Annotated in this window: 16 protein-coding genes and 1 tRNA gene; 3 read left to right on the forward strand and 14 right to left on the reverse strand. The window is 39.9% G+C overall.

The genetic code is table 11. The annotated features are described in order from the left end of the window. The first annotated feature begins 257 nt into the window (after positions 1 to 257). Together gldA and LDL79_RS04880 are read left to right on the forward strand one after the other, a co-directional pair. Complete coding sequence (gene gldA / locus LDL79_RS04875; protein WP_225599380.1) at positions 258 to 1151, forward strand: gliding motility-associated ABC transporter ATP-binding subunit GldA; 894 nt, start codon at positions 258 to 260, stop codon at positions 1149 to 1151. Between the two features lie 6 nt (positions 1152 to 1157). Beyond that, positions 1158 to 2213 carry an endonuclease/exonuclease/phosphatase family protein gene (locus tag LDL79_RS04880; RefSeq protein WP_225599381.1) on the forward strand — a complete coding sequence of 352 codons (1056 nt, stop codon included), beginning with the start codon at positions 1158 to 1160 and terminating at the stop codon, positions 2211 to 2213. A gap of 347 nt (positions 2214 to 2560) precedes the next feature. Here LDL79_RS04880 and LDL79_RS04885 read toward each other — a convergent pair whose 3' ends face one another. From LDL79_RS04885 to LDL79_RS04945, 13 genes are all read right to left on the reverse strand, one after another. Beyond that, the gene (locus LDL79_RS04885) at positions 2561 to 3832 is read right to left on the reverse strand and encodes a cation:proton antiporter (protein ID WP_225599382.1); all 1272 of its coding nucleotides are present in this window, start codon (positions 3830 to 3832) and stop codon (positions 2561 to 2563) included. Position 3833: 1 nt separating this feature from the next. Continuing rightward, positions 3834 to 4313, reverse strand: a complete 480-nt coding sequence (locus tag LDL79_RS04890; RefSeq protein WP_225599383.1) for a VOC family protein — start codon at positions 4311 to 4313, stop codon at positions 3834 to 3836. Beyond that, complete coding sequence (locus LDL79_RS04895; protein WP_225599384.1) at positions 4300 to 6933, reverse strand: MGH1-like glycoside hydrolase domain-containing protein; 2634 nt, start codon at positions 6931 to 6933, stop codon at positions 4300 to 4302. Before LDL79_RS04895 ends, LDL79_RS04890 begins: the two co-directional genes overlap by 14 nt. Next, positions 6926 to 7744 carry an SDR family oxidoreductase gene (locus LDL79_RS04900; RefSeq protein WP_225599385.1) on the reverse strand — a complete coding sequence of 273 codons (819 nt, stop codon included), beginning with the start codon at positions 7742 to 7744 and terminating at the stop codon, positions 6926 to 6928. The genes LDL79_RS04895 and LDL79_RS04900 overlap by 8 nt, the downstream gene beginning before the upstream one ends. 332 nt (positions 7745 to 8076) lie before the next feature. Beyond that, on the reverse strand, positions 8077 to 9372 hold the full coding sequence (locus LDL79_RS04905) for a serine hydrolase domain-containing protein (protein WP_225599386.1): 1296 nt from the start codon (positions 9370 to 9372) through the stop codon (positions 8077 to 8079). A 406-nt stretch (positions 9373 to 9778) separates the two neighbouring features. After that, a tRNA-Val gene (locus tag LDL79_RS04910) sits at positions 9779 to 9853 on the reverse strand. Positions 9854 to 9916: 63 nt separating this feature from the next. Continuing rightward, complete coding sequence (locus LDL79_RS04915; RefSeq protein ID WP_225599387.1) at positions 9917 to 11140, reverse strand: bifunctional folylpolyglutamate synthase/dihydrofolate synthase; 1224 nt, start codon at positions 11138 to 11140, stop codon at positions 9917 to 9919. Then, a complete protein-coding gene (locus LDL79_RS04920; protein WP_072983237.1) occupies positions 11140 to 11973 on the reverse strand; it encodes an energy transducer TonB in 834 nt (277 codons plus the stop codon). Before LDL79_RS04920 ends, LDL79_RS04915 begins: the two co-directional genes overlap by 1 nt. Before the next feature lie 70 nt (positions 11974 to 12043). Further along, positions 12044 to 12436, reverse strand: coding sequence for an ExbD/TolR family protein (locus tag LDL79_RS04925; RefSeq protein WP_072983235.1), 393 nt, complete (start codon positions 12434 to 12436; stop codon positions 12044 to 12046). 1 nt (position 12437) lies between these two features. Next, the gene (locus LDL79_RS04930) at positions 12438 to 13142 is read right to left on the reverse strand and encodes a MotA/TolQ/ExbB proton channel family protein (RefSeq protein ID WP_072983233.1); all 705 of its coding nucleotides are present in this window, start codon (positions 13140 to 13142) and stop codon (positions 12438 to 12440) included. 77 nt (positions 13143 to 13219) lie between these two features. Next, a complete protein-coding gene (gene nhaB, locus LDL79_RS04935) occupies positions 13220 to 14692 on the reverse strand; it encodes a sodium/proton antiporter NhaB (RefSeq protein ID WP_072983231.1) in 1473 nt (490 codons plus the stop codon). Positions 14693 to 14729: 37 nt separating this feature from the next. Further along, complete coding sequence (locus LDL79_RS04940; RefSeq protein WP_225599388.1) at positions 14730 to 15956, reverse strand: Glu/Leu/Phe/Val dehydrogenase dimerization domain-containing protein; 1227 nt, start codon at positions 15954 to 15956, stop codon at positions 14730 to 14732. 66 nt (positions 15957 to 16022) lie between these two features. Next, the gene (locus LDL79_RS04945; protein ID WP_225599389.1) at positions 16023 to 17093 is read right to left on the reverse strand and encodes an anhydro-N-acetylmuramic acid kinase; all 1071 of its coding nucleotides are present in this window, start codon (positions 17091 to 17093) and stop codon (positions 16023 to 16025) included. Between the two features lie 229 nt (positions 17094 to 17322). Here LDL79_RS04945 and LDL79_RS04950 point away from each other — a divergent pair, with 229 nt between their 5' ends. Beyond that, a complete protein-coding gene (locus LDL79_RS04950) occupies positions 17323 to 18462 on the forward strand; it encodes an acyl-CoA dehydrogenase (protein ID WP_072983226.1) in 1140 nt (379 codons plus the stop codon). 166 nt (positions 18463 to 18628) lie between these two features. Here LDL79_RS04950 and LDL79_RS04955 read toward each other — a convergent pair whose 3' ends face one another. Then, positions 18629 to 20212 (reverse strand): solute:sodium symporter family transporter, encoded by a 1584-nt coding sequence (locus tag LDL79_RS04955; protein WP_167598096.1) that lies wholly within the window; start codon positions 20210 to 20212, stop codon positions 18629 to 18631. Positions 20213 to 20608 lie beyond the last annotated feature (396 nt).

Below are 20608 nucleotides of genomic sequence, written 5' to 3' on the forward strand. Positions count from 1 at the left end.
GCTGCTAAAGTAAATAAATAAATAGGAACTCGGTTCAAAGCCGCTAATTTTTACACATATTAAAGCAATCCTTGATTTTATTTAAACATGACAAAATATAGACCCCATATTTAGGCATTTGATTAAAAAATACATTACAACTCCTTCACTCCAACCCTCGCACGAACTTGATCTTATAAATTTTAAGGTTTTAAAAACAAAAGGCTGCAGGCTAAATGTGTACTTTTAACTTTTAAACCTTCTCCAATTCTTGCAATATGTCTATTAATGTAGAAACCATTACCAAAAATTATGGTTCGCAGAAAGCCTTAGATGGTTTATCGTTCTCTGTAAACAAAGGTGAAGTCACCGGTTTTTTAGGACCCAATGGTGCCGGAAAAAGCACTATGATGAAAATCTTAACCACCTTTTTAAAACCTACCTCAGGCGAGGCTACGGTAAATACCTACTCAACAGAAAAGCAACCTTTGGCGGTGCGTAAATGTGTGGGATATTTAGCAGAGAACAATCCGCTTTATCCTGAAATGTACATTAGGGAATACTTAAAGCTGCATGCAGAATTGAACAAGATATCTACGTCTCGAATAGATGAAGTCATAGCTTTAACCGGATTGCAGCCTGAAATCTCAAAAAAAATAAAACAACTGAGTAAAGGCTATAAGCAGCGCGTAGGGCTAGCCGCAGCACTGATTCACGATCCTGAAGTTTTAATCCTTGACGAGCCCACGACAGGTTTAGATCCTAATCAACTACGAGAAATTCGCGCATTAATAAGACGTATCGGAAAAACAAAAACGGTTTTACTTTCTACTCATATTATGCAAGAGGTTGAAGCCGTTTGCGATCGTGTGATCATCATTAATAAAGGTAAAATTGTTGCCGATAAGCGTTTAGACGAACTGAAATCTGGAAGTGATCAAATCATAGTGGTTGAATTTGATTACCGCGTGGAGCTTGAATTTTTTCAACAACTTGATCGGGTTACGCACGTTGCCAATCCCGTAGGCTTTGTTTATGAGATCACCTTCAACACGCAGCAAGACAAGCGTGCCGTGCTCTTTGATTTTGCGCACGATAATGGGCTGAAAATCCTTCAGCTCAATAAAAAAAATACTTCATTAGAACATCTTTTTCAGCAACTCACAAACTAATACCCCATGGTTTTATATGCCTTTGCTATCTTTCTGGTCATCATCGCTTTACTACCTTTAACGCAAGGCACGCATTGGATTATTAGAGGCTGGGACTTCATTCGTGTACAAACTTCTGTTTTACAAATTATTGTACTCGGGCTACTCCTTTGGCTTGAATACCCAGAAGCACCCTGGCAATATGTGGTGCTCATCAGTCTCGCCATTACCTTAGTTTTTCAACTTTATGTGGTTTTTCCGTACACCAGCTTTTTTCCGCGCCAAAGCAAGAAACCCAAAAACACGGCAAACCTTAATAAAATAAGTTTACTCAGCTCTAACGTGCTACAAACCAATAGAGAATACCAAAAACTTATAGAGCAGGTGCACCTGCACAAGCCCGATCTATTACTGGTTATGGAAACCGATAAACAATGGGAAGAGGGTTTAAGCGAAATCGAACAAGATTATCCTAACGTTGTGCGGGTTCCGCTTGATAATTTCTACGGAATGCATTTGTATAGTAAATACGAACTTTCTGAAACGCAGGTGAATTATTTGGTCGAAAAGGATGTCCCTTCAATTTTCACTAAAGTGCATCACGGCGGTTCAACTCCACTTGAGCTCATTTGCGTGCATCCTGCCCCGCCTAGTCCCACCGAAAATGAAACCTCTGAAGAACGTGATGCCGAGTTACTCATCGTAGGTAAAGCGGTGCGCATTCTAGAAGATAACCACCCCATTATTGTTTGCGGTGATCTAAACGATGTGGTCTGGTCTCGCGTAAGCAAATTATTTGCAAAAGTCACCGGGCTTATAGACCCACGCATCGGTCGCGGACTCTTCCCTACTTTTCACGCAGATTACTGGTATCTTAGATTTCCTATAGATCACTTGTTTCACTCTACTAATGTGACCGTAGATAAAATGATGCGCCTGCCCCATATTGGCTCTGATCATTACCCTATGTTCTTCTCTTTTTGGTTAGAAAATGGTAAACCCATCTCTCCGCCTGAAGTTGAAAAAGAGATCGAAGAAGAAGTTGAAGAACGCATTGAAGAAGGTTTAGAACGCGCCGAATAGACTCATCAAACTTCGGCATAAAAAAAGCCTCCTTTCGGAGGCTAGTAGCCAGATCTAATGTTCTATAAAGAACGAGTCCCTAAACCCAATCTGACTGTTTTCTTTTTAAAAAATTTCGGCGGAAAGCTTCACGTAATTTTAAATTGAATTACTTTCAATCATCCAACAAACCACTATTAATTTCCATCAATAATACTTGTACAATAATACGTATAATTATTATTAAAAATAATCATTTTTCAAAAAAAGAATTCGTTCAAATACTATCAGAAATAATAAAGCAGCGCAAAAGGAATCTATTGAAGCGTTTTAATCTAAAGAAGAACTGAATTTGAACAGCTAATAACCTAATGACCTGAAGGTTCTGCAGCATTAGCAGTTTCACTCACACCTAAACGTTTAATGACCGCGCCCACTGAAAGACCTTGAACGATGATAGAGAAAACAACGATAACGTAGGTAATTACTAAGAATAAATCTCGATGCATTTCTTGTGTTAAGCTCAATGCAAGTGCGATAGAAATCCCGCCACGTAAGCCGCCCCACGTCATTATCACATCGGTTCGCGGTACAAAATTGAGGTGTTTTTCAAAAAAGTTTATAGGTAGTAAAAGCGAAATATATCTACACAGCAGCACTACAGGAATAGCAATACAGCCCGCAAATAAAGCGCTGGTATCAAATGTGAGCACCAGCATTTCCATCCCAATTAAGACAAATAATATGGTGTTGAGTAATATATCTATCAGCTCCCAAAATTTGTCAACATAGGTTTCGGTTTGTTTTGACATTGTTGTTTTACGCACTGTGTCATTACCAACCACAAGACCGGCGGTAACCATCGCCAGCGGCGCAGACATATGCAATTTTTGCGCGATCACAGTACCCACCATTACCGCAGCAAGAGTGATAATAACTTCAATATCATAATCATCAATGGATTTCATCAATTTATAGGCAACCCAGCCTAATGCTAAGCCAAGAGCAATACCTCCTAATACTTCAAGCCCAAATAATTCTAGAATATCAGTGGTAGTGACAGCTTCGGTTGACCCTGCTATTTTATATAAGGTCAAAAATACAACCACCCCAACACCATCATTAAACAAAGACTCTCCAACGATCTTAGTTTCTAACTTCTTAGGCGCACCGGCTTGTTTTAAAATTCCTAAAACCGCAATGGGATCTGTAGGTGATATCAACGCTCCAAAAAGTAAACAGTAGATAAAACTGATGTCAAAACCTAGAAGCATCAACACATAATAAAGTGCGCCACCCACTAAAAACGTAGAGGTTAAAACACCCACAGTCGCAAAAACCATAACCGGCCAACGCTGCAACCTCAACTGTTCAAAATTAGTATGTAATGCTCCCGCAAAGAGTAAGAAGCTTAGCATTCCATCAAGGAGTACTTTTTCAAAATCAATATTGCTAATAATTTCTTTTTCGGCTTCTAATAAAGTATCATCAACTGCGCTTAAGGCCAAAACCGCCAAAGTAAATAACAAGGTTATCAGCATTAAGCCTATGGTATTTGGGAGCTTTAAGAAACGTACATTGATGTATCCAAAAGCAGCCGCTAAACCCACTAAGATCGCAGTGATGAGGTAAAAATCCATGCTATAGCGTATTTGTATTTATTTCTATCCAATACCCATCGGGGTCTCTTAAATAGATTTGCCGCACCCCATCTGGACGCATATTTGTAACACCGGGTTCACCGGGCCAATTCTCAAAAGGAATATTCTTTTGTTTTAGAAATGCCATAAAGCCATCTAAATCATCCACATTTAGTGCTAAATGCACGCCTTTGTGCGGTGTAAAGGAATCATCTTCACTCTCGATCAAATGAATTTGCACCTTATTATCTAGAGCAAACCATCTAAACTTTGGTCCCAAACCTGCATTATAAATTTCCGGAAGACCTAAAATAGTGCTGTAAAATTGAGCTGACTTTTCTAAATCTTTGACCAGCAAAGCATCGTGATCTTTAGTGAATTTAAAATCCTGAGCATTCAGTGCATGCATTGTAAATAGTATTGAAAAAAGAATAAATGACTTCTTAAAAACATCTTTAGCCATAAAACTAATAAATTTCATTGATCATATTGGCAATAAGCGCGGTCCAACCGGTTTGATGAGAAGCTCCAATCCCTCTTCCAGTATCTCCGTGGAAATACTCATAAAACATCACCAGATCTTTAAAGTTTGCATCTTTGTACTGTTCTTCATACTGTGCATTTACAGGACGATTTCCCTCTTCATCTGTTTGAAAAAGCGACAGTAATCGCTTCATTAAATCATTACGAATTTCATTCAAGCCTAAGATCTTTCCGCTGCCTGTAGGGTATTCTACTTCTAGGTCTTTGCCATAATAATCTCTAAATTCTTTTATGGCAGTTACAAATAAGTAATTGAACGGCATCCATACAGGGCCGCGCCAATTAGAGTTTCCTCCAAACATTGACGACTCAGATTCTGCCGGTTCATATTTGATTTCATAATTGGTTCCGTTGATATCGATTTTATAGATCTCCTCGTGAATTTTAGACAACGAGCGCAAGCCGTGATCGCTTAAAAATTCGTTTTGATCAAAAACCGCTTTCAGCATAATTTCAACACGTTCTTTAGGCACTAACGCCAAAAGCAAGTCTGAATCTTCTGAAAATTCTTGAATCACCTGATATTTTAAATTGGCCTGTCGATACTTTCTAAACCAATTGACACTATACTTAAAATTGGGTAGACGATCTAGGGTTTCTTTACTGATATGCAGCACTGCAATAAGCGACATAATCCCAACGATAGACCGCACTTTTATAGGCTGAAAGGTTCCATCTTCAAACACCAGTTTATCATAAAAGAAGCCTTCTTCTTCATCCCAAGTGCCTTCATAATCCTCATTGAGCTTGTTAAGTGCTTCGGCAATAAAAATAAAATGCCCAAAAAACTTCGTCGCCATCTCCTCGTACGAAGGATCTTCAAAAGCAATTTTGATACTTATTTCAAGCATATTTAGGCAGTACAACGCCATCCACGAAGTACCATCAACTTGTTCAAGATGCGCATTACCCGGTATCCCGCTACTGCGATCAAAAACCCCAATATTATCAAGTCCTAAAAAACCTCCTTGAAAAACATTGTTCTGTCTACGGTCCTCTTGATTCACCCACCACGTAAAGTTGAGCGACAATTTATTAAATATGCGTTTGAGGAAATCTATATCCTGTTTACCTACCGTATCGCGCTCGATTTTAAAAATCTGAAGCGCGGCAAAGGCTTGAGTAGGCGGATTCACATCACTAAAATTCCACTCATACGCCGGGATCTGCCCGTTAGGCGCCATATACCATTCTTTAGTAAATAGCAGCAATTGTTTCTTAGCAAACTCAGGATCTACATAGGCCATCGTGATACAATGAAATGCACTGTCCCAAGCTGCATACCACGGGTATTCCCATTTATCTGGCATAAGATGGATGTCGTGATTCCGTAGTGTTTTCCAGTTGCTATTGCGCCCAGATTTTCGCGATTCGGGCGGTGTAGAAACCTTGGGATCTCCTTTGATCCACTGCTCTACTTCATAATTGTAGTATTGTTTTGACCAAAGCAAACCGGCAAATGCCTGCCGCTGAATCCCTTTAGCTTCGGCATTTTCAATTTGATTTACACCTTCATAAAAATCAACACATTCTTCATAGCGCTGAGTAAATAACGCATCAAAATCAGACGAGAATGCTTCGGTTAGGGTTTCGGTGGTGAGACGTACTTTGAAGACGACGGTCTCACCTCCTTTTAATTTTCGTTTGTAATAAGGAGCAAACTTGGTTCCTTCCTCTTTCTTTTTCGCAAGGCGGAAATTTTTATTAATAACTGCTGTATGAAAAAAGTCCTTTTTATAAGGATGATCATTAGGCTGAAGATACAAGCGTTCATCATTGGTTTCATTCTCTGTAAACAACAGCTGATCTGGCTTCTCAAAGTAGAAATTATAATCTCCCGTGTACGGATGCTTAACGTGTACTGAATGTTTATCACCCTCATTTTTAGTGATCGAAGGCTTAAAAGGCATATCTCTAAAACTCCAGAAATTACGAATCCATAGCTGCGGCAACACGTGCAATTCAGCTTTTTTAGAATTCCTATTTGTTACCGAAATTTTGATACAAATATCATCCGGGCCTGCTTTTGCGTATTCTGTAACTACATCAAAATACGCATCATTCTTAAAAACTCCGGTGTCTATAAGTTCAAACTCGGCTTCTTTACGATTGCGTTTTTGGTTTTCGCGCACCAAATCTCCGTATGGAAATTTTGCCTGCGGGTACTTATACAAATGCTTCATATAAGAATGCGTAGGCGTATTCTCCAGATAATAATAAAGTTCTTTGACGTCTTCACCGTGATTTCCTTCGGGGCCGGTAAGACCAAATAGGCGTTCTTTCAAAATGGAATCGTTACCGTTCCACAACGCCAAACCAAAGCATACATTACAATACCTATCAGTAAATCCGGCTAAGCCGTCTTCTCCCCAACGGTAAACTCTACTTCGTGCGTGATCGTGCGGAAAATAGCCCCAGGCATCACCTTGCGGACTATAATCTTCTCTTACCGTTCCCCATTGTCTTTCGCTCAAATAAGGCCCCCAATGTAACCAGTCTTCTTGCCCTGCGTAATGTGCATCTAGGCGTTTTTGTTCTACTGTATTTTTTTTACCCATTTGTTGTAAATCCTGGATAGCACGTCATACCGCCATCTACAAATAGCGTCGTACCATTAATATAATCTGATTCATCTGAAGCTAGCCAAGCCGCTGTATCGCCTACATCTTCAGGTACTCCAATACGCTTGTATGGAATAACCTTATATAATTCTCGTAAAGCGCTTTCGGTTTCCCAAGCATCCTTGTTAATATCGGTTTTTATCGCACCCGGAGCAATACTGTTACAACGAATTTTTAAAGGTGCATATTCTTGGCAGATGCTTTCCATCAACATTTTTAATGCTCCTTTAGAAGCAGCGTAATTTGCGTGACCTGCCCAAGGAATCACCTGATGCACAGAACTCATATGTATGATTTTCCCCAGCGCTTTTGACACGTCTTCACGCATCCCACGTCTCATAAATTCGCGGATGGCTTCTCGGGCGCATAAAAATTGCCCGGTGAGATTCACATCAATAACCGTTTGCCAATCTTTTAATGTCATCTCGTGAAGTGCTGCATCTTTCTGGAGTCCGCTATTGGCAACAAGAATATCTACGGTGCCGAATTTTTCAATGGTTTTTTTGAACATCGCCTGCACTTCTTCTTCCTTACTTACATCACATTGAACTATGATTGCTTCTCCGCAAAGCGATTCCTTATTGATTTGATCTGCGACTTCTTGAGCTTCTTCTTCAGAAGAGTGATAATTGACCACCACATTAGCCCCATCTCTTCCTAAGGCAAGTGCGACAGCTGCTCCAATCCCCGTACTGGAACCGGTAACTATAGCCGTTTGATTTTTGAGTCGTTCATTAGGTTTTTGCATTTCTAGTTGGTTTTAGTCTCTAAATAAGATAAAGTAATATGTTATCTCTAGGCGTTCCTTTAAGTATTCTACCCAGTTGGCGCCGCCAATAAAAACCTAAGTTACTGTAACGTGATGAAGAATAATAAGCTCTTAACGTTATTTAGTACTTTAAAAATCAGGAAATATCAATTCTTTAATAAATACAGAGTCTGATTCTATTTTTAAAAATACCAAACACACCCAACTTATCAATTCGCAAATCAATTTGAGAGTTTTAGGCTGAAGAGCGGCGCACCATAAAAAAAGCTGCCAATAAGCAGCTTTAGAAAACGATATGTATGATGTATTGTTTAGTAAGCACTCGCTAGTTTACCTAGCTCAAGCCCTTCAACAGGTGTGTTCATCACCTTTTTAACCAACTCGTGTAGCTCAGGAATCACTGAACTTGCTAATGAAGTTTGACTGTTAAACAGCACACAAATTCCTAAATCTTCTCCCGGAAAAATCGCGATCTCATTTCTAAAGTCACTCACGCTTCCGCCGTGATGAATCATAGTAGACGCATTGCCTGTTTCTGCATCTACAAATTCGTGTACTCGCCAGCCATAAGCGTAAGAAGATCTTAGGTGGCCTTTCCAGCGCTGATAATATTTATGCGCATCAGGAATTTCTATTTCCGGCTTAAAAACTGCTGCAAGACCTTCAGCATCAAGAATGGTTTCGTTATGCCCCAATAAGAAGCGCATCCACTTCCCCATATCGTCTGCACTCGCATTAACACCACCGGCCGCTACAGCATTAAAATACTTTTTATTTACAGGTAAACGTCTCCAACCTTTCCACGTGCTTTTATGCGGAAATGCATAGTTATTTGTAGTGATCATCGCCTCATAATCTGTAGAAGCCGTATTCATATGCAGCGGAGTGAATAGTTTATTCTGAAGCAACGCCTGCAAGGTTTGGCCTGTGGCTGCGTGCATCATTTCTCCGCTCAATGCAAACATAGCGTTCTGATAGCTGTAGATCAATCCCGGCTTTGTATAAGTGTTGATTACCTTAAACCGATCTGCAATCGTCTGAAGCTTCAATCCATCTTCAACAAGATTGGTATAGCAGTGGTACGGGACACCTGTGGTATGTGATAAAACATTAGATAACGTGATCGTCTGGGCATTTGCTTTATCTTTTAAACCAAAAGCCGGCACGGCATCTATAAGCTTATCTTCCCAGCTCAAATTGCCTTCTTTAACTTCAATCCCCGCAAGTATTCCCGTAAAACCTTTAGAAAGCGAACCCAATCTAAAAACCGTTTGATCGTTCACCGTATCAGATTTGTAAATGTTGCGCTTGCCGTAACCTGATTTTAAAATAATTGAATCGCCGGTCACGATACTTACCCCTGCGCCTATGATCAAACGATCCTCTATCGCCTTTTTAAAATACGCATCAATAGCTGTTTGCAAAGCGGCTTTACGCATTTTAAAAACACGCGCCTCTTCTTGTTGCTCTTTTAAAATAAGGGGATTTAAGAATTCGGCTGCGGGTTGCTTATGTACCGTTTGTGAATGAAACTGAGGTCTGGTAAGTGCAAATACAGCGATCAAGACAATTAAGGTGCCGATCACAAGTGGCTTTCGTACAATCATTTAGAGTCGGGGTCTTGAAATTTAGGGGTTCAAAACTAGCATTTAAACGTGTTATTAACACACCTAAACGCATTCAATTTTAATATTTATTTAAGAAAAATGCAAATAAGCCCAGTAAATTCAATATCTACTGTGATTTAATCTAAAAAACGAAATGGTTTGAGAAAACCTTTCAAGTAAGATTAAACCTACTTTAAATCAAATTTTTAGCGCATTTATTTGTAACAACTGTAAAAACTTGAAAAAATTATCTGTGTTAAGAATTTTAACAAGTTGAATTTCTTTGAAGATGTAAAACCGAGCTCAATTATGCGATTGCAAGTGCACAACTTTTAAATAGAAAGAAAGCTCGCGGCTTAAGGAAAGATATAAAACCAAAAAAGGCTTCCATTTCTGGAAGCCTTTGTGGGCGCGAAGGGATTCGAACCCCTGACCCCTTGGGTGTAAACCAAGTGCTCTGAACCAACTGAGCTACGCGCCCTTGCTGTTAGCGGATGCAAATATAAACCAATTTTTAAGTTCGCAAAGCCTTTTTTCAAAAAAATTAAATTATTTCTGCAACCACAAAAGTACTTCCTCCCACAAATATCAGATCCTCAGGATCTGACGCCTTTTTAGCAGCATTTAAAGCTTGTGAAATTTTTTTAAACTTTTTTCCGTGAAGGCCAAAATGCAATGCTTTTTGCTGCAAATCTTCTTCAGAAAGTCCTCTTGGTACATCCGGCTTACTGAAATAATATACTGCATCCTTAGGAAATAACGGCAGCACACTATTCAAATCTTTATCAGAAACCACTCCTAAAACAATATGGAGTTGCTTATACCGCTCTTCTTTCAATTGGCGCATCACATAGGTCAGACCTTCTTTATTATGGCCTGTGTCGCAAACGATCTTAGGATTGGATTCCTGTATAATCTGCCAGCGCCCCAACAAACCTGTATTGCGAATGACATTTTTGATCCCGGTTATTAACGCAGATTCCGGAATTTTAAAATTGGTTTTTTGATTTAAGACGCGTACCGCCTGTTGCACGGTAGCTTTATTTTTCTGCTGGTAGCTACCTTTTAATTCGCTTTCCAGATCAGGAAACTGATTATCTGAAGCAAAAACTATAGGCGCGTGATTCTTTTTTGCGGCGGTCTCAAAAACTCCTGTAGTTTCTTCTTGGCGCTCGCCGATCACCACAGGAATATTCGGTTTTATTATTCCTGCTTTTTCTCCAGCTATTGCCTTTAATGTGTCTCCCAAAAAAGCTGTATGATCTAAACCAATGTTGGTAATCACCGATAATTCTGGCGTAATGATATTTGTTGAATCTAACCTTCCTCCCAGTCCTACTTCAATAATCGCAACATCTACCTGCTGGATTTTAAAGTATTCAAAGGCCATCCCAACGGTAAGCTCAAAAAAAGAAAGCTGGTGCACTTCAATAAAAGCTTTATGCGCCTCTACAAACTCAACAACTAAGTTTTCCTCAGCCATCTCCCCATTGACGCGTATACGCTCTCTAAAGTCTTTTAAATGCGGTGAAGTATGTAATCCTACCTTGTAACCGGCTTCCTGCAAAACAGAAGCCAGCATATGACTTGTAGAGCCTTTACCATTGGTTCCGCCTACGTGAATGGATTTGAATGTATTTTGAGGATTATTTAGGTAATCACACAACTTGGTGATATTCCCTAAATCTTTTTTGAATGCTGAAGCGCCCTGTCGCTGAAACATGGGCAAGCGCTCAAACATGTACTGCAGCGTTTGCTGATAGTTCATTATTCTGAAAGACTAAACTTGTAAACTATTTTACCGATCTGTCGTGAAGGAGCATCCGTATCCGGGTTGAATTTAGTCGCCAAAGCAGCGGCCTTTGCAGGATCTAGCAAACAACGGCTATTATTTGTGGTTCCGCGCACTCCGGGTGTCGCTTTAATCACATTTCCATTGCGGTCTACCTCGATACTCACGACCACGATTCCGGCTTCGTTACAATCCTGAACGCGTTTAGGTTTACTTAAAGCCTTACGACCACCTAACTGATAATTACCATCACCGTCTAAACCCTTTCCGTTTCCGTAATAACTTGATGCATTAGGATCGCCATTGGGATCTCCCTTATCTCCGGCTTGATTATCATTGCCTTCACCTCCACGCTCAGTACCCGAACTTTTAGGTCCGTTTAAAATACTTGACAGCGCATCTGTGGTAGACTTATCTGGTTTTGGATCAGGTTTTTTAGCTTCAACCGGTTTGGTTTCGGTTTTCTTAGGCTGTTGCTCAACAGGCTTTTTAATTTCTTTCTTGGGCTCCTCCTTAATCACCGGAGCTTCTTCGGTCTCTTGCGTTACCACCTCCTCTTTCACCTCTGTAGATTTCTCAACTTGCGGAGGTTCTGGAGTGGTATTTCGCGGCGCAGACTCAACTGCAGCTTGCGGCTGAATAGTTCCTGAGCCTACATCTGAAGTCCCAAAATTTATCGCAATACCACTTTCTGGCGGAGGATCTAGATACGTGAGTCCGGCGAAAAACAACAAAATCAAAAACAAGACATAGATGATGCTTGTTAAGGTAAAAGACTTGCGTTTATGTTTTGTATCTAAAAAGCTCAAGGCAGCAATATTGGTTGAACATCTATGAATCAAAAATCAAACCGAATACTGCTATTCGGTTTGATGATTTTTAGTTCGGCCTAACGGCCAATACAATTTTGTATTTGTTGCGATTTGCGATATCCATCACCGAAACAGCTTCTTCGATAGGAACTCCTTCTTCCGCTCGTAAAATAATGGTAGGATCTTCTACTCCTGAAAGCTCACTATTGATAAAGGATTCAAGATTATTAGGCAAAACCCGCTCTTTATTCACGTAAATATCCAAATCTTTTGTAATGCTTACCGAAAGATTTTGCTGATTACTCGTTTTCCCTTTCGCCTTTGGCAAAATTAAGTCAAGGGCATCTGGAGTGATCGCAGGAGAAGTTAGTAAGAAAAACACCAACAACAGAAATACAATATCTGTCATGGAGCTCATACTAAACTCCGGACTCACTTTATTTCTTCCGCGTAGGTTCATACTAAACCGGTTCGTTTAACATATCTAAGAAATCTACCGCTGTAGCTTCCATCTGGTGTACTACTTTGTCAGTACGCACCACAAGGTGATTGTAGCCAATATAAGCGATGATACCCACGATTAGACCTGCAACTGTTGTAGTCATCGCCGTGTAAATACCTTCGGCTAGATTACCCATCTCTGCCTGACCGCTACTGGTTGCTAGCTGATGAAAAGCAAGTACCATCCCGATCACCGTTCCTAAAAATCCAATCATAGGCGCAGCACCGGCAATCGTTGCCAAAACACTCACATTTTTTTCCAGACGATAAACTTCAAGACGACCTGAATTTTCAATGGCAGTATTGATATCTTCTAACGGACTTCCAATACGGCTGATTCCTTTAGCGGTTAATCTTGAAACCGGACTGTTTTGCTGTGCGCAAAGCACTTTTGCAGCTTCGATCTTTCCGTTGGCGACGTTGTCTTTAATTTGATTCATAAAGTTGCTATCCATTCCGGAAGCAGCTTTGATCGCAAACAAACGTTCAAAATAAATATAGATCGCCACAAAAAGCAGCACAAAAAGCACGAGTATAATTATTTGTCCCGGCAATCCGCCGCTCATCAATAAATCAAAAAGCGAAAGCGTCTTTTCTACCGGTTCTTCTTCGGCAGCAAGTGATGGCAAAGTTTCAGCACCTTCTTGCAACAAGAGTGTAAGCATAGTTTTTCTTAATTAGTTATGAAGTTAACGTGCAAAAGCGTTTTAAATTATATGCTCAAATACAGGATTTATAAATTTTACAAGAACATATAAACTCCCAGTAAGCCCACACCTCCTAAAACAATAGTGTACGGAAGCGCCATTTTTACCATTCTTCCATAAGAAAGATTGATTAGCGGAGCCAATGAAGAGGTTAATAAGAATAAGAATGCAGCCTGACCGTTAGGTGTTGCAACACTAGGCAAGTTTGTACCGGTATTGATCGCCACAGCCAAGTGATTGAATTGCTCACGCGTAATATTCCCGGCATCAAAAGCCACTTGAACTTCGTTGATATAAACCGTAGCCACAAATACGTTATCACTAATCATTGATAAAATTCCGTTAGCTAAGTAGAACATCGAAGGCTGACTTGCAGGATCCATTTCAAGAACATATTCAATGATGGGAGTAAATAAATGCTGGTCGTGAATCATCGCAACCACCACAAAGAATACCACTAAAAGTGCCGTAAACGGAAGCGCTTCTTCAAAAGCCTTACCTAAACTGTGCTCGTCAGTGATTCCCATAAATGCCGTTTGAACTACGATCAAGAATAAACCGATGAACCCTACAGGCGCCAAGTGCAATGCTAAACTTAAAATCAATAAGATCGCAGAAATACCTTGAATCCAAAGTCCGAAAGATTCTTTTGGAGTTCTTTTTTCGTCAACCTCAGCGGTGTAGTTCTCAATGATCGTACGCGCTACAGCCGGAAGCTTATCTCCAAAACCAAATAGCTTTGTTTTTTCTAGTAAGAAAGTGGTAAGTAAACCACATACTAAAACCGGAATAGTGATTGGCGCCATACGCTCAAAGAACTCGATAAATTCCCAACCCATTTTTTCACCGATCAATAAGTTTTGCGGCTCTCCTACAAGTGTACAAACACCTCCAAGAGCAGTACCTACAACACCGTGCATAATCAAACTACGAAGAAAACCTCTAAACTGTTCAAGCGTTTCACCACTTAAAGCTTCTCTATCCGGAACTTTATCTGCATCATAATCGGCACTTTCCATAGAGTGAATTTTATGATAAACTCCATAGAATCCTACTGCCACACTGATCAATACGGCGGTTACTGTTAACGCATCTAAGAAAGCAGAAAGCACTGCTGCCAGAAAAACAAACAGCATAGAAAGCACTACTTTAGATTTAATTTTAGTGAACACCTTAGAGAAGATGTACATCAGCATAGGTTTCATAAAGTAGATACCAGCCACCATAAACACAAGCAGTAATACTACTTCTAGGTTTTGGTCAACTTCTTCATAAGCAGCCTCCGGACTTGTAAGCCCTAAGATCAATGCTTCTAAGGCTAAGATACCTCCTGATTGTAACGGATAGCATTTAAGAGCCATCGCCAGGGTAAAAATAAATTCCCCAATAAAAAGCCAAGCGGTTACCATAGGTCCTAAAACATAGTAAGAGATGACATTAAATATTAAGAAAGCGATCATAGCCATCTTAAACCAGCGTGGGCTGCTACCCAAAAAGTACTTTAACATTTGTATTCGTTTGTTGGTTAATTATTCAATTTTAATATTAAACGAGCTGCTGCAATGCTAGCTCAAAAGCAGTTTCACTCAAATTTTGTTTACTGCTGTTGTGATTAAATGTATTCTGAATTGCGTTTTTAATGGTCAATGAAGTATCGTTAAAGATCGCTTCATCGGTCATTTGTACGCGACGCTCCATAAAATAGGCAAAAACACGGGCCATCCCACAATTGGATATAAAATCAGGAATCACCGAAACTTTAGCATCGGTATATTCCATAATAGGCCCAAAGAAAATCTCTTTATCTGCAAATGGTACATTTGCACCACAAGAGATCACCTCTAACCCGGCATCAATCATCGTATCTATTTGGGCTTTAGTAACCAATCTTGATGCTGCACAAGGCGCAAAAATTTCGGTTTTGATCTCCCAAATGCGCTTATTTACCTCTTCAAAAGGAATAAGATTTTCGGCTACCAATGTATTGCCCTTTTTATTCAGGAACAAATCTTTTATTTCTTCAAAAGAAAAACCTTCTTCATTTATGAGTCCGCCTGCTGCATCAATAACCCCTACGATCTTGGCTCCTTGTTGCGCCAAATAATACGCTGCTGCAGAACCTACATTACCAAAGCCCTGTATAACGGCACGTTTTCCTTCTAAATTTCCGCCGTAAATCTCATAGAAATGGCGTGCTGCTTCGGCTACACCATAACCGGTGATCATATCTGCAACCGTATATTTTCTGGAAACATCAGGAGAGTACGCCGAATTCTCAAGCACTTTGATCACTCCTTGACGCAATTGCCCAATGCGATTGATCTTATCTGCTTCGGTAGGCTTAAAATACCCGTTAAAAACACCCTCTTGCGGATGCCACACACCGCTTTCTTCGGTAATCGGAATCACTTCGTGAATTTCATCTACATTAAGATCTCCTCCGGTTCCGTAGTAACTTTTAAGTAAAGGCGAGACCGCCGCATACCAGCGCTCTAGCACTCCTTTTTTTCGGGGATCTGAAGGGTCAAAGTTGATTCCGCTTTTAGCTCCGCCAATCGCCGGGCCAGACACGGTAAACTTCACCTCCATAGTTTTGGCAAGTGATAACACTTCGTTTCGATCGAGCCCTACACGCATTCTTGTTCCGCCACCGGCAGCTCCGCCTCTAAGCGAATTGATCACCGTCCAGCCTTCGGCTTCGGTTTCGGGATCGTTCCAGTGAAAAACAATTTCCGGCTCTTTATTCTCGTAACGTTTTAGTAAATCTTTCATTAATTAATCTAGAGGGTTGACAAATATAACGACTTAGGTGGTTTTCCCTATCGTTTTCATATTAATTTAAGGTGAATACAGTAAACCTGCGCAATGATCTTTTGAAGCTCCTGTAACACACTTGAGTACATTGTTTGTGTTGCGCAAACGCAAAACACCCATAAAAGCAAAAATTAATGCTTCTTTGAATTCGATGAGGCTCGCTCCAGGCACGATCAGCTTATGCTGCACAAGATTTTGCGTGATAGCTATAAGGTGTTTGTTATACGCACCACCACCGGTTACTAATATTCCATTTTTTGTTGCTGGCAGTTGGGCGAACGTTTTTGCAAGCTGAACCGCAATATGTTGCGTAAAGGTTGCAATAAGATCATCTACCGAAGCATCGCTCGCATTGAGTATAGGAAAAATTTTGGCTTTCACCCATTCAAGACCCAAGGATTTTGGGCCGGTTTGCGAATAAAATGGTAACGCATTCAGTTGATCTAAAACAGCTGTGTTAATCTTTCCGCGTTTGGCAATCAGACCGTCTTTATCAAAAGGCATCCCAAGCTTACGAGTCAGTTGATTGAGCACGATATTAGCCGGACACGTATCAAAAGCTACGCGCCCTTCTCCCTTCTGAAAAGACAGATTTGCAAAGCCACCAATATTTAAACATGCATCATACTTGTGAAACAAGAGTTGATCTCCAATAGGCACTAATGGTGCTCCTTGCCCACCTAAAGCCACATCTTCAACTCTAAAATCACAAACTACCAGATTATTGCAAAGCCTTGCCAATTCTGGGCGATTGCCTATTTGATAAGTAATTCCCTGAGCTGGTTGATGTAAAATGGTATGACCGTGAGAGGCGATCACGTCTATATGCTTTAACGGATTTCTCGCCCGAAAATCTTGTATTAGGGTTGCCAAATAAGCCGTATATTCTTGATCTAAACTTGCCAAGGCTGACTGAGGCAGGTCTACGGCATTTTGTAAGCGTGTAACCCACTCTGTTTCGTAAGGTATAGTCTCGCAAGAAAGCAGTCCGTACTGCCAATGCTTGGTTTTCGTAAAGCGCACATAAGCAAGATCAACTCCGTCTAAAGAGGTTCCGCTCATCACACCGAGCATTAAATAAGTGGTTGAATTCATAAAATGAATTATGCTTTTTCTTAAAAACTAGCTATAATTATAAAGAATATTTAAATTACGGCATATTTATCATTAGTTTTTGAATTTTCTATAAATAAATTGGTTTAATTTACAAAGTGTTATGCAAGCATAATAAATTGATTAATTTATACCCAATTAACACCTTTATATTTTAAACTGAACACAATTTAAGAAAACGATATAGTACAATCTAAAAGCACAAGTTAATATGGACTTTAGTTTAAGTGAAGAGCATTTAATGATTCGGGACGCAGCTCGCGAATTTGCTCAAAATGAATTACTACCCGGAGTGATTGAGCGCGATGAACAGCAGCATTTCCCTAAAGAATTGATCAAGAAAATGGGCGAAATGGGATTCTTAGGAATGATGGCACCAACCGAGTTTGGCGGTGGCGGTATGGATACCATCTCTTATGTTCTGGTAATGGAAGAATTATCGAAAATAGACGCTTCGGCCTCGGTGATTGTTTCGGTCAATAATAGTTTGGTTAATTATGGTCTGGCTAATTACGGCAGTCAGGCGCAAAAAGAAAAGTACCTTTCTAAATTAACGACCGGTGAAAAATTAGGCGCGTTCTGTTTAAGCGAGCCAGAAGCAGGAAGTGATGCTACTTCTCAAAAAACCACCGCGATCGACAAAGGCGATCACTACATTTTAAACGGAACCAAGAACTGGATCACTAACGGCGGTTCTGCAGATTATTACTTAGTCATCGCTCAGACAGATAAAGAAAAGAAACATCGCGGCATCAATGCTTTTATTGTTGAAAAAGGCTGGGAAGGTTTTGAAGTAGGCCCTAAAGAGCAAAAACTAGGAATTCGCGGAAGTGACACGCATTCGCTGATTTTTAACGACGTAAAAGTCCCCAAAGAAAATCGCATTGGTGAGGACGGCTTTGGGTTTAAGTTCGCTATGAAAACCTTAAGCGGCGGTCGCATAGGTATAGCAGCACAAGCGCTAGGTATTGCTGCCGGAGCCTATGAATTGGCTCGTGATTACTCAAAAGTGCGCAAAGCTTTTGGTACCGAAATTTGTAACCATCAAGCCATCGCTTTTAAGCTTGCTGATATGAATGTTGAGATCGAAGCTGCGCGTCATTTAGTAATGAAAGCAGCTTGGGATAAAGATCAAGGAAACAACTACGATATTTCGAGCGCAATGGCTAAACTCTATGCTTCGAAAGTTGCCATGGATGTTACTGTTGAAGCAGTACAAGTACACGGAGGAAATGGTTTTGTAAAAGAATATCATGTTGAACGCTTGATGCGGGATGCCAAGATCACTCAGATCTATGAAGGCACTTCAGAAATTCAAAAGATTGTAATCTCTAGAGGTTTACTGAGTTAACACAAACAAACTTCTTTAATTCAAACGCCTTGAGGTTTTATTCCTCAAGGCTTTTTTACGCACTTACTTTAGCACTATATTCGATAGGTTTTGATGCTTTAAACTTTCGGCTAAACCAAAAAAAAGCCCGTTTTACAACGAGCTTTGAACTATTGATTTCCGTATTCTATTTGGCAAAATAGATATAAATACCAACTACGATCAGACAGATCACAATACCCACCTGATTCACATATTTATAAGGCTCTATAGAAACCTTTTTAGTGTACTCGAGTACAAATGGTTCTTTTCTAGGAACTACTTTACCTATAAGCAACATAATAATAATATTGGTCACAAACAGGATCGCCATCACGTGCAGATAGTGCGGATAATTCTCTTCGCCAAAGTAAGGCTTCATCACAAACTGACTGATGATATACAGAATAGAACCTGAAACGATCCCAATTTTTGCTGCAATAGCCGGAACACGTTTTGTGAAATAACCCACTACGATGATGGTAAAAATTGGAATACTGTAAATACCGTTGATTTCTTGTAAATAGCTGAATAAACTTCCGGCGTTTGCGATCAAAGGTGCAATAAACATCGCTGCTAGTGCAAGACATACTCCAAAGATCTTTCCGTATTTAACAACCACACTTTCTGAAGCTTCTTTGTTAATATGCTGCTTATAAATATCAATACCGAATAAGGTTACAGAACTGTTCAACACACTATTAAACGAACTCAAAATAGCTCCAAACAATACCGCAGCAAAAAAGCCCATTAACGGTTTTGGAAGCACTGCACGCACCAATTCAGGATACGCAAGATCACTACTTGCTAATCCACCTTCAAAGTAATAATATGCGATCATCCCAGGTAATACCAAAATAATCGGACCTAAGATCTTTAAGAATGCTGCAAGTAAAAGTCCTTTTTGACCTTCGGCTAAACTTTTTGCGCCTAATCCTCTTTGAATGATTTGCTGATTGGTTCCCCAGTAAAATAATTGTACGAGCATCATCCCGGTAAAAATTGTAGCAAAAGGCACCTCTTGTCCCGGTTCACCGGTAGAATCAAAACGCTCAGGATTTGCATCAACTAAAGTGCTTAACCCTTCTAGAACGCTTCCGTCACCAATAGCCATCAGACCAAAAACAGGAATCATTACCCCGCCGATGATCAATCCTACTGCATTGATACTATCAGAAACCGCAACCGCTTTGAGTCCGCCAAAAACCGCATAAATAGAACCGATGATCCCGATTCCCCAAATACAAATTACAAGTGCTGTAGTATCTGAAACGCCCAGTAAGGTAGGTACGTCAAACATACCGCTGATGGCTACAGAACCAGAGTATAAGATCACGGGAAGTAAAACCACTACATAACCGGTTAAAAACAAGCCAGAAGTGATGGTTTTAGTCGTGGTATCAAAACGTTCCGCTAAAAATTGCGGTACTGTGGTAATCCCTCCTTTTAAATAGCGCGGCAATAAAAAGATCGCCGTTACAACGATAGAGAGTGCTGCCAGCGTTTCCCAGGCCATTACAGATAAACCGTCTTTATAAGCGCTTCCGTTTAGACCTACGATCTGCTCAGTCGATAAGTTGGTTAAGAGTAAGGAACCTGCGATTACTCCGGCGGTTAAACTACGTCCACCTAAAAAGTAACCATCAGAGGTAGATTCATCAGATTTTCGAACAGCCAGCCATGAAATGACCGCTACTAAAATGGTAAATGCTAAAAAGGAAATTAATGCCATAAATTTAAGTTTATCAAACTACACCGTTGTAGTTAGGTGTTATGAATGCTCATTTTTTCTGCCTCCAAATGTAAACTAAACGATTTGGTATTTATTAAAAATAGGACTCAAAAAATGTCAAAACCCTACAAAAATGCATCAATTTTTATTCACCACAAGATTTTGTCGTTTTTTTTAGAAGCGCGATTTATCTAAGTCTTCCAAAAACTAATTACCCTATTCACCTAACCTTTTCAAAGTTTAAAATGTTACTGCTCAAAAAGCACCTGAGCGCATCGTTCACACCATCAGTATCTTATTGAATTTCACAAAAATAGTTTAAAAATTTTTAAACGTACAAATTACATTTAATATTATATATGTATCTTTGACATTCATTTACACAACTAATCTAAA

Origin of the sequence: Leeuwenhoekiella palythoae, assembly GCF_020310025.1 — a bacterium.
Classification (GTDB): Bacteria; Bacteroidota; Bacteroidia; order Flavobacteriales; family Flavobacteriaceae; genus Leeuwenhoekiella; species Leeuwenhoekiella palythoae.

What these genes read in the sequence shown, in the direction of transcription:
- LDL79_RS04945 (WP_225599389.1), bottom strand. Translation starts at nt 17,093, where the DNA reads ATGAATTCAACCACTTATTTAATGCTCGGTGTGATGAGCGGAACCTCT.
- LDL79_RS04885 (WP_225599382.1), bottom strand. Translation starts at nt 3,832, where the DNA reads ATGGATTTTTACCTCATCACTGCGATCTTAGTGGGTTTAGCGGCTGCT.
- LDL79_RS04950 (WP_072983226.1), top strand. Translation starts at nt 17,323, where the DNA reads ATGGACTTTAGTTTAAGTGAAGAGCATTTAATGATTCGGGACGCAGCT.
- LDL79_RS04890 (WP_225599383.1), bottom strand. Translation starts at nt 4,313, where the DNA reads ATGAAATTTATTAGTTTTATGGCTAAAGATGTTTTTAAGAAGTCATTT.
- LDL79_RS04905 (WP_225599386.1), bottom strand. Translation starts at nt 9,372, where the DNA reads ATGATTGTACGAAAGCCACTTGTGATCGGCACCTTAATTGTCTTGATC.
- LDL79_RS04895 (WP_225599384.1), bottom strand. Translation starts at nt 6,933, where the DNA reads ATGGGTAAAAAAAATACAGTAGAACAAAAACGCCTAGATGCACATTAC.
- LDL79_RS04900 (WP_225599385.1), bottom strand. Translation starts at nt 7,744, where the DNA reads ATGCAAAAACCTAATGAACGACTCAAAAATCAAACGGCTATAGTTACC.
- LDL79_RS04880 (WP_225599381.1), top strand. Translation starts at nt 1,158, where the DNA reads ATGGTTTTATATGCCTTTGCTATCTTTCTGGTCATCATCGCTTTACTA.
- LDL79_RS04925 (WP_072983235.1), bottom strand. Translation starts at nt 12,436, where the DNA reads ATGAACCTACGCGGAAGAAATAAAGTGAGTCCGGAGTTTAGTATGAGC.
- LDL79_RS04930 (WP_072983233.1), bottom strand. Translation starts at nt 13,142, where the DNA reads ATGCTTACACTCTTGTTGCAAGAAGGTGCTGAAACTTTGCCATCACTT.
- nhaB (WP_072983231.1), bottom strand. Translation starts at nt 14,692, where the DNA reads ATGTTAAAGTACTTTTTGGGTAGCAGCCCACGCTGGTTTAAGATGGCT.
- LDL79_RS04955 (WP_167598096.1), bottom strand. Translation starts at nt 20,212, where the DNA reads ATGGCATTAATTTCCTTTTTAGCATTTACCATTTTAGTAGCGGTCATT.
- gldA (WP_225599380.1), top strand. Translation starts at nt 258, where the DNA reads ATGTCTATTAATGTAGAAACCATTACCAAAAATTATGGTTCGCAGAAA.
- LDL79_RS04915 (WP_225599387.1), bottom strand. Translation starts at nt 11,140, where the DNA reads ATGAACTATCAGCAAACGCTGCAGTACATGTTTGAGCGCTTGCCCATG.
- LDL79_RS04940 (WP_225599388.1), bottom strand. Translation starts at nt 15,956, where the DNA reads ATGAAAGATTTACTAAAACGTTACGAGAATAAAGAGCCGGAAATTGTT.